The organism is Dehalococcoidales bacterium, assembly GCA_028716225.1.
Taxonomy (GTDB): Bacteria; Chloroflexota; Dehalococcoidia; order Dehalococcoidales; family UBA5760; genus UBA5760.
Genome location: JAQUQE010000039.1, coordinates 1 through 10,261, shown reverse-complemented (window position 1 = coordinate 10,261; position 10,261 = coordinate 1). Strand labels below are relative to the sequence as shown.

General features: G+C 49.5%; 10 protein-coding genes. All 10 read left to right on the top strand.

The annotated features are described in order from the left end of the window. Nucleotides 1-498: HK97 gp10 family phage protein (locus PHI12_11850; GenBank protein ID MDD5511484.1), on the top strand; the 498-nt coding region annotated here is incomplete at its 5' end. Then, nucleotides 495-899 carry a hypothetical protein gene (locus PHI12_11845; GenBank protein ID MDD5511483.1) on the top strand — a complete coding sequence of 135 codons (405 nt, stop codon included), beginning with the start codon at nt 495-497 and terminating at the stop codon, nt 897-899. The genes PHI12_11850 and PHI12_11845, both read left to right, overlap by 4 nt. Nucleotides 900-919: 20 nt before the next feature. Further along, the gene (locus tag PHI12_11840) at nt 920-1,567 is read left to right on the top strand and encodes a phage tail tube protein (GenBank protein ID MDD5511482.1); all 648 of its coding nucleotides are present in this window, start codon (nt 920-922) and stop codon (nt 1,565-1,567) included. Beyond that, a complete protein-coding gene (locus PHI12_11835; protein MDD5511481.1) occupies nt 1,564-1,914 on the top strand; it encodes a hypothetical protein in 351 nt (116 codons plus the stop codon). Before PHI12_11840 ends, PHI12_11835 begins: the two co-directional genes overlap by 4 nt. A 47-nt stretch (nt 1,915-1,961) precedes the next feature. Next, nucleotides 1,962-2,132, top strand: a complete 171-nt coding sequence (locus PHI12_11830; GenBank protein ID MDD5511480.1) for a hypothetical protein — start codon at nt 1,962-1,964, stop codon at nt 2,130-2,132. Nucleotides 2,133-2,351: 219 nt separating this feature from the next. Further along, nucleotides 2,352-4,505: a phage tail tape measure C-terminal domain-containing protein gene (locus PHI12_11825; GenBank protein ID MDD5511479.1), complete on the top strand. Its 2,154-nt coding sequence runs from the start codon at nt 2,352-2,354 to the stop codon at nt 4,503-4,505. Between the two features lies 1 nt (nt 4,506). Further along, entirely contained in the window at nt 4,507-4,863 is a 357-nt protein-coding gene (locus tag PHI12_11820) for a hypothetical protein (protein MDD5511478.1), read from the top strand. After that, nucleotides 4,860-5,372, top strand: a complete 513-nt coding sequence (locus PHI12_11815) for a DUF1833 family protein (protein ID MDD5511477.1) — start codon at nt 4,860-4,862, stop codon at nt 5,370-5,372. Before PHI12_11820 ends, PHI12_11815 begins: the two co-directional genes overlap by 4 nt. A gap of 98 nt (nt 5,373-5,470) precedes the next feature. Next, nucleotides 5,471-5,833: an NlpC/P60 family protein gene (locus PHI12_11810; GenBank protein MDD5511476.1), complete on the top strand. Its 363-nt coding sequence runs from the start codon at nt 5,471-5,473 to the stop codon at nt 5,831-5,833. After that, nucleotides 5,823-10,261 (top strand): hypothetical protein (locus tag PHI12_11805; protein MDD5511475.1); only part of this gene is annotated, 4,439 nt, incomplete at its 3' end. The genes PHI12_11810 and PHI12_11805, both read left to right, overlap by 11 nt.

Below are 10,261 nucleotides of genomic sequence, written 5' to 3'. Positions count from 1 at the left end.
GGCCTGAAAGAGTGTATGGATGCCCTCGAACAGCTTCCCACGCTCTCCATGAAAAAGACAGTCGTGCGCAATGCCCTAAAGAAGTGTGCGGCTCCTATTGCGGAAGATGCAAAGAATAACGCTCCGTGGGCACCAAAGCCAAAAGAGTATGCAAAATCAAAGCACTTTAGGGACACAATAAAAGTTTCAACGTCTCTAAAAGCGTCACAGCGGGGCCGATTTGATAAATCTCGGGTGACTGTATATGTAGGCTCGACCGCTCCTCACGCTCATTTGATAGAGTTTGGAACTACTGCAAGATTTACAAAGAGTGGTGCATATAGGGGGTTTACATCTCCTGTACCTTTCATGCGCAATGCGTGGGATAACAACAAAATGAAAAGTCTTAATATGCTGAAAGAGGAACTATGGAAATCCCTGGAGAAGTCGGCAAAGTTGTTGGCGAAAAAAGCAGCAAAGGGAACATTGACTAAGGGGCAAAGGGCGGGATTGAGATGATCGGGAAAGCAATCAACAGCATTTTAACAAACGATGCAACGGTGAAAGCTATCACTACAAGGTGCTGCCCATTTATCAAGATTCCGCAGAACCCGACTTACCCCTTCATTGCTTATTCTATATTTGGGCGTGGAGAAAATGCGCTTCGGGGGCCGAGTGGGAAAGAAAACCCTCGCGTTCAAATTGATTTATGGGTTCAAGAGACTGCCAACAGTGAGGCTGGCTATTCTAACCTTAGAGCCTTGTCTAAAGCCGTTAAGTCAGTTTTAGGAGGGTACAGTGGAACGGTTGCGGGCGTAACCGTTAGCTCCATATTGTTTATTTCAGATTTTGAACAAAAAGAACCAGAAGTTAATGCATTACGGATAATAGCTGATTACAGCGTTTGGTACACAATATAAAATCAAAGGAGGATAATACAATGGCAGTAGATATGCTGGAATCACAGGGAACCAAATTAGAGATGAACACCGGGACGGGTGGGGCTATAACCATAACGGAAATCAGCCTCACCAATCCTATGATACTAACCGCCGCCGCGCACGGTTTGTCAAACGGTGATGTTGTCGCGGCTGCAAGCTTCGCCGGGGATGATGCGGCGGACATCAACGGGAATACCTATGTGGTCTCGCATGTAACAACGAATACGTTTGCGATTGATCTTGATGCCAGTGCTCTCACTATTACCGACAACACCGACAGCGCAACGATGACCCCGCAGTCTTATACCGAGATATGTTCGATCACCGACTGGGACCTTCCTGGCGACACCCACAATATGATTGACTATACCGCTTTGGGATCAACAAGGGCCGAAGAGAAGCCGGGGATTCCCCGCGGTAGCGCGATGACCTTCTCGGTCAACTGGACCTCGGATGACACGGGACTGCTGGCCGTGGAAACGGCGAGGGCCGCAAAGACTCTTAAAACCTTCAAGCTCACCTACTCGGATGACGCAGTTCACACCTTCACCGGGTACATTGTCGGTATCTCTGATTCCGGTAGTGGCGATGACAAGGTAAGCGGTTCGATCACGATCCACCGGGTAGGAGCATTGACACTCTCATGATAACCGGTCTGAAGATTACGAAAATTGACGGTAGGCCCTACTCCCTCCGCTACACCTGGGCCGCTCTTGCAGAAGTAGCGGAGAAGTACGGCGACAATCCGAATCTCTTTGAGCCGGAAACCGTGGCCTTTGTCGGGTCCGCTGGAATGAGGGAGAAGCACCAAGAGATGACCCCGGAAAAGATCATGGAGTTATCGCCTCCTCTGATACCCTTTGCCAACGATGTTCAGGAGGCTTTGAAGTTTGCGTACTTTGGTGATGCTCCGATACCTGAAGGCGATGTAAAAAAAAAGCGGACCCTGACTGGTTGGATCAGGCGTATCGCTCGGCGGTGGTTGCGGGATTAAGCCCGGTTGAATTTTGGCAGTTGACGCCGTATCAAAGCCGGATTGCGATGGAAGCTACGATGGAACGGAACGACAAGCAAGCATGGTTGATAGCGGCATTCACACGGACAAAGAAGTTGCCGAAATACGAGAAATTGAACCGGGGCAAGAAGCCGGGCAAGAGTAGCCTGGATTTGAAGAGGGCGATGCAAGCAACAGCGGGGAAGGAAAAGAGGTAGCAGGCAGTGAAATACACTGTAAGGCGAGGCAAATTCGTGTGTTATTTCTGGTGGACTGGGTGGGCTAATATAAGCCTCGGATTAAGCATAAATGTATGGCTCCCTAATTTTGAGATACACCTACCGTTTTGTTTCTTTAGAATCGGGTGGGATGGGGTTTTCGAACAAGGCGCTTGGCAGTTAACCGGGTTAAGTGCCAACTTTAAATAGAGGAATGAAATGGCAGATCCGATTGGTGCCGCAAGGGTAGAACTAAGTGCCGGTCACGCCGCGTTCGGGCGGGATATGGGCAAGGCTCGGCAGCATGTCCAGACCAACGCTACCAAAATGCAGACCGCCATGGCGAAGGTAGGAAAGAGTTTTACAGGGGTTGCAGGCAGCCTCAAGATGCTTGTCTCTGCCCTTGCCATAGGTGCGGCTTTTCGTGCTGTTACCAATGCGACCAAAGTGCAGGAGGCGGCAATAGCTCAGCTTGAGCAGACCCTTAAATCAACAGGCCGTTATACCCCTGAATTGTCCTCTAAATTACAAGGCTATGCGGCGGAACTCCAAAAGATAACGACCTATGGCGATGAAACAACTATCGCCATGCAGGCACTCCTTCTTACATTTACAAAGATAGGCGGCGATGAATTTAATCGCGCGCAGAAAGTAACCCTTGACGTTGCGACAGCCCTCAAAACAGACCTAAAATCAGCGGCATTGCAAGTCGGAAAAGCCCTAAATGATCCAGTCCTAGGAATGACAGCACTTTCCCGGTCCGGTATCCAGTTTTCGGAGGCACAAAAAGAGGTTGTCAAGGAACTTGTAAAAACCGGCGACACAGTGGGGGCGCAGAAGATCATTCTCAAAGAGCTCGAAACACAGTTTGGGGGGAGTGCAGAGGCGGCACGGAATACCCTGGGGGGTGCGCTGGCTAGCCTCAAAAATGCCTTCGGTGACTTGCTTGAGGGCGACGGTAAGGGCGGAGGGGTTAAGGGCACCACAGCGGCGATTGAAGACCTCACCAAGCTAATGAGTGACCCTTCTACAGTCGCGAATGCTCAGACTCTGACCAATGCCATGATAACCGGATTCGGGAAAGTTTTAAAAGCGATATCCACAACCGTAGAATTTACAAAATGGCTAGGTGAAGAATTGGCCGCTCAGATATACGGGGTTGCCGGGGATGATATCAACCGGCTTGAGGGAAGCCTTGATACGGCCAAGAAGAAGTTACAGGAACTTGAAGATGGCTACAAGGCGGTTGGGTTTGCCGACAAACTACTTGGGAAAATAGGCATATCGGAAGGAATACTTGAAAAGCTTCGCGGTATTAAAAGTGCGCGGGAAGAGGTGAAGAAACTCCAAAAACAGGTCGATGATTACTATGCCTTTGAAGATGCGAAAAAGAAAGGTAGTGCGAAAACCCCTGATGTTCCCGACGTCCCTGTAGTGACCAGTGGCGGAGTGGTGGAAGAAACACCGGAAGCAATAGCAGCGAGAGAGAAGGCAGCGAAACGGGCAGAAGAGATCCACCAACTGACCGTCGATAACTACCTCAAAACCGAGTCTGAAAAGTGGGCTGCTCTTGAGGAGTATGAGAAAGACTATGCCGACAAGCAGACAGAATTTTCAGACGCCCACAAAAAGGCCACGCTCTCTGATGTTGATTATGAGCTGGCGAAGTTGCAAGAGCAGTATGATGCCTATTCTGTTTATATCACTGACAAGGTGGCACTCGATGAGTGGTACGCTGCAAGCAAAAAGAAGATTCTTGACAAGGAAAAAGATGACGAAACCGGAATGCTAAAAGAGCTAAAAACCGCTATTGACGGATGGGGCCGCGATAGTACCGATGCAATAGTGGCGTTCGCCCGCACAGGTGAGATGTCCTTTTCCGACATGGTCGATTCAATGATTGATGACCTGATGAGGATGTTCATTCAGCAACAAATCATGGGGCCGTTGTTTAGCTCGATAGGCGGCTTTGATTTCGGGTCTCTCTTCGGTAGTGCCAAAGGCAACGCATTCCAAAACGGCAATGTGATTCCCTTCGCCTCAGGTGGAATCGTAACCAGGCCAACAGTCTTTCCCATGGCGCAAGGAGCTGGTCTGATGGGTGAGGCAGGGGCAGAGGCTATAATGCCATTGACTCGGATAGGCGGTGATCTTGGAGTAAAAGCAACAGGCGGCGGAGGCATGGTTGTCAATATCTTCAATTCCACAGGTGACAGCGTAGAAACAAAAGAGGGTATGACGGCAGATGGAAGCCCGACACTGGATGTAATGATTGATCAGGCAGTGGCGAAGAAGCTGGGGCGGTTTGGCAGTCAATCGAATAAATCCTTGCGTCAGAACTTTGGCGCATCTCAGAGATTAACGGGGAGATAATATGAGTGTACCGGCATGGAGCGCAACTCTTCCGCAAGAGCTATTTGTCGCAGGTTATGGACAATCGGCTCCGGCGGTGACTATCAAATCAAGCATGGATGCAGGGCCCGCTAAAGTACGGCGAAGATTTACGGCTGGCGTATCCCCGGTTTCTGGCACGATGATAATGACGGCGGCGCAACTGGCAACCTTCCAGACGTTTTATAATACAACTCTTCTGGGCGGTTCTCTTAGATTCTCATGGACAAAGCCCCCGGCTCATACCGTGGCTTGCGAAATGAGATTTACCGATGTGCCGACATGGACAAAGGTTGAAGATGTTTATGAAGTAAGTTTAAACCTGGAGATTTTACCATGACGACCACCTCACTGAATTTCCGAGAAGCCGCCTTTGCACAAGAAACAGGCAGATGTCCGATTGCCCTGATTACGCTCTCCCATGATGACCTTGCCGACGATATCAGGATCAGTACAGATCCAACTCAGGAATTAGCAGGGCTTACCACAGATCTTGAAAAGGTTTATGGCACGGTATCAGACAGCCTCAACTATATCTTTCTCCCCGTGAGTATCAAGCTTCCGGACGAAACAGATGAAGGCCCTGGAGAGATGCAAATTGAATTTGATAATGTTCACCGGGCATACACAGAAGCAATCAGAAGCATATTTACACCGGTTACTTGCAAAGTTGATATAGTAATGGATAACGCCCTGGACACGATAGACGCAAGCTGGCCGGAATTTCAACTGGTCAACATAAAATACAACGCGACAACGATCACCGGGACGTTAAAATTGGAAACTCTGGAGGCCGAGCCCTATCCGGCTGGTGCTTTTGTCCCGTCATGCTTTCCGGGGCTATTTTAGGCATAGGAACATATAGGGCAATCTGAGAAAGTCGATTGTGGGGCAAATATGAGGGTCGTCAAATTGTTGATATGATTGAATATGTAGGAATACCCTTTTTGAGGGATGGTAATGACCGAAACGGGCTGGATTGCTGGCGTTTGATCGTTCTTGTCTATTGCGAACGGCTCAATATCGACCTCCCGGACTTCGCCGGGGCGTTTGTTGACGGCTCTCTGGCCTCATTAAAAAAGGTCACGCGGATGATACGGGACGGGAAACAGACATGGCAGAAAGTTGATAAGCCACAACCGTATGATGTGATCCTACTCAGAACCGGAAGCATGGTATATCACGTTGGGATAGTGATCGATCGCAAGAGAATGTTGCACGTCATGGAGGGTATAAACTCGACGATTGAAGAGTTTACCGGCATTCAGTGGAAACAGAAGGTAGAGGGATTTTATCGATATGTCAGATAACAGAGAAATAATAGTAAGCCCGATGGCCTTTCATGCTCCGCAAGTAGCACAGGTTCCCCACGGTGCGACCATACGTGAGATTGTGGCCTCCCTCTACCCTGACTTGTATGTGATTGTGGAGGTTGACGGCGTACCGATCCCCCGTGATGATTGGTGGAGGGTCCCTCCTGTAGATTCCCACGTCCTAATAAGCGTTCCCCTACATGGAGGGGATGGGAAAAACCCGCTCCGAACCATATTGACAATAGCTGTTGTGGTTGCGGCAACAGCGACTGGCCAATACTATGCCACATATGGAGCTTTAGCTTCCGCTACGGCTGCGGCCGCTGTTACGACCGCCGGTATGCTACTCGTCAACGCCATTGCTCCCATAAAGCTGTCGAGCACAACATCGGCAAGCCAATCTTACTCCGACTCTGATACCTACTCAATCGGCGCGAGCTCAAACCAAGAAAAGCCGTGGGGGACGGTCCCTGTAATTTTGGGGACACATAAAGTCTACCCGCCCCTCGGAGCGAAAGCCTATACAGAAATAGTCGGGGCAGATGAATATCTGCGGATGCTCTTTGTGTGGGGTTACGGCCCGATGCGAATTGAGGATCTGAAGCTAGGGGATACCGCCCTGACCTCATACAGCAACGTGGAGATTGAGACGAGGGAAGGGTGGTCAACAGATACGCCCATAACTCTTTTTCCATCACAGGTATATCAGACCGCAGTCAATACAATACTGACCTCTACCGGGGGGATGGTTACAAGAACCGCACAGGCAAATGTGGATGAATTGTCAGTGGACCTTGCTTTTCCGCAGGGGCTTGTCCGGTTTGATGATGCTGGGAATAGGCAGAGCGAAACTGTAGAATTAACCATCCAGTACAGAGAGGTAGGGGAAGAGGAATGGGTTGATGCCCCCGCTACCCGGGCCTTATCGGTCAGTGGTACGAGCATTAGTACCTATGGGGACGCAAACGGGACATACAGTGTCTATGTCTCCAATCCAGAGGCTGTGATTTATCGGGCTTTAGGGACTGGCGAAATAGAGGGAAGTTACAGGATCGGCGAGTACGTTCTGGAAGGTTTTGGAATCATTCAAGAAGTTACAGATTTATCTCCGGAAGAGTGCACAGGTCTTGTCTGCACATTACAAAGGAGAATCGGAAGTGCCTACCAAATCTTGTATGAAATTTCTGTCACTGGCGGCACCGCTGGAACAGTGGCTTCCGAAACTGCCTACTTTGAAGACAAGACCACATCAATAGTCAGACGTGGCTTTAACTGGCCGGTTGACAAAACAAAGGAGTATGAAGTCGGCATTACCAGGACAACTGCAGACACTGACGATGATCAGATTATCGACGATGTGTACTGGACAAACCTTCGGGGCATTGACACCGACGACCCCCTTGATTTCCCTTATCCGGTCGCAGTAACCGCCCTCAGAATTAAAGCCACTGACCAGCTTAATGGTGTGATCGACAATCTTAACGGAGTGGTGTCGTCCTATGCGCCCGTGTGGGATTCTGTCGCGGGAGAATGGGGATCCGATGAGGCAGACTACGAGGTAACAAACAACCCCGCTGCTCTGATGCGGCACGTCCTGACTGGTAATGCAAACGCACGGGCAAGGACATCCACGCAGATCGACGATGCCACTCTGGGCGAGTTTTACGAGTTTTGCGAGACCAACGGATACGCCTTTAACATGTACCGAGATTATCGGGCCTCCGTCTTTGAAACCTGCCAGGATATAGCCTCCGCAGGCCGGGCCTCCGTGACGATCAAAGATGGCTTGTGGTCAGTCACTGCCGACACCGGGACACAAACCCTTGTGCAACATATCACGCCTCGGAACTCATGGGGATTCACCGCGGAGAAAACCCTTTACAATCGCCCTCACGCCTTCCGGGTGAAGTTTAAAAACGAAGACAATGACTATGCAGATGATGAGCGCATTGTCTATGATGACGGGTATACCTCCGCGAATGCTACCCTTTTCGAATCAATAGAATTCCCCGGAATAACCTCCCCTGATTTGATCTGGAAATTCGGACGATTTCATATCGCACAAGCCAGACTCCGACCTGAAGTATACTCCCTCTATCAGGACTTCGAGCATCTTGTGTGTAGGCGTGGTGATAAGGTCCGCGTCTCCCATGATGTGCCTCTATGGGGATCTAGCTGGGGTAGAATAAAATCACTCACAACGTCCGGGAGCAACATTACTCATATCACCCTTGATGAATCAGTCACAATGGCGGCGGGTAACACCTACGCTTGTCGGTTCCGGCTTTCGTCCGGTGCCACTCTTGTTCTGTCTGTTGTCCTCGATGTGGGGGAAACTGCAACCCTAGAACTCACAACCCCTGTCGCAATATCAGCCGGGCCGGAAGTAGGTGACCTGGCCATGTTCGGAGAGACGGACAGCGAGACGGTGGAACTGTTGGTATCCAATATCACCCGGGCTGGAGATTACACGGCTCAATTATCCCTAGTCGATGTGGCAGAGGCGATTTATGACGCAGACACGGGTGAGATACCGCCGTTTGATCCCCAAACAACAACTCCGATAGATATAACAAAATTTGTCCCAGATCCCCCCACAATAGACGGGGTTGCTTCGGGAACAGATGTTTCTACCACGTCGGGCGGGGGGTCTGTCTCAACCCTGATTGTATACCTGTCAGCTCCGGCTAACGCGGTGAGAATCAGGGGCTATAGAATCAGATACAGGATGACCAATGAGACTGAATGGCAGTACACCGCCGAAATGAGCAACCTTACAATCACAATATTCCCCGTGAGCGAGGGGGTAGAATATCAGGTACAGGCACAGTCAATCTCAGTATATGGGGTCCATAGTCTATGGTCCAGCACAACGACCGGACAGGGTGCATTGCCAGAAACAATCCCGGGCCCTGCAACTGGGATATCCGCTGTGTTGGTATCGGGTGGATCATCATTCAATTATTGCGCGGTAAGGGTCTCATTCACACCACCCTCTGATGTGGTATATTCTTTCTCAGAAATCTACGCTTCAAACGATGACATCACATATCATTATGTTGGCAGGGATAGCTCTGGATCGTACACTATTAACGGTTTAGGGTCGATATATGAGCTCGGAGATACCTGTTACATCAAACTTCGGAGCGTATCGGTATATGCAGTTCAGGGAGTACTATCAGAAACAGCGGACGCTTCAGTTTTAATTGATGGAGAGGCACGGTTTTCATCCTGGTATATGGGGGAATATGACCTCTGGGGTGGCAATGCATCAATAAGTCATGCTGATACTCAGATAGTATTAGGCAATTTACAAGGGACCGCTAAGATCGCTCTGGGACCTTCTGCAGATGCTATCACTTACGCCGGTACTGAAACCGGGTTTATTGTCGATGGCTCAGGTTATTTCAGAGTAGGGGGAGCGCAAAGCCTAAAATGGAATGTTGGCACGTCAACTCTAATGATTGGAGAATGGATTGTTTCGCCGAATGGATTAGCGGACAATTTTACTGAAGCTTCGGCAACAATTTTCCTAGACAAAACGAATGCTCGTATACAGTTGGGAGCTTCGGCAAGTGCAATTTCTTTTGCCGGTACTGAATCTGGGTTTTATGTGGATGGGGTAGGTAATTTAAGGGTCGGTGGAACGCAGAGTCTCAAATGGAATGTGACAACCTCCACCTTGACAATTGGAGAATGGATCGTTTCACCTCATGGGCTGGCTGACAATTTCACAGAGGCAAATGCGACCATTCTATTGGACAAGACAAATGCCAGGATCCAATTAGGCCCGTCTGCATCAGCTATAACATTCGCGGGGGTTGAGAAGGGTTTTTATGTTGATGGGGTTGGTAACTTACGGGCTGGTGGAACGCAGAGTCTCAAATGGAATGCAACCACAGAAGTTTTGACAATAGGCGAATGGATTGTCTCACCCAGTGGATTAGCTGATAACTTTACAGAAGCCAATGCAACCATACTTTTAGATAAGACAAACGCCAGGATCCAATTAGGCCCATCTGCATCAGCTATAACATTCGCGGGGACTGAAACCGGTCTATTCATCGATGGCTCAGGTTATTTCCGAGTAGGGGGAGCGCAAAGCCTGAAATGGAATGTTGGCACGTCAACTCTAATGATTGGAGAATGGATTGTATCACCAAGTGGATTGGCGGATAATTGGGATGAAGACCTAGCAAAGATAGTCCTGGACAACGTAAACACACGAATACGCATAGGCCCGGTGGCATCGCCTTACTTGATAATTGACGGTGACGCTCTCAATATCCGAAGTTCTAATTATGTGTCTGGGATCTTCGGCGCCGGGTTCAGTCTGGACCCCGATTGGCTGGAAGTTGGGAATGCTCATATTAGAGGCATGATCAGAACGGCAGTATTTCAGAAGGATGTTGTGTCGGCAGTGGG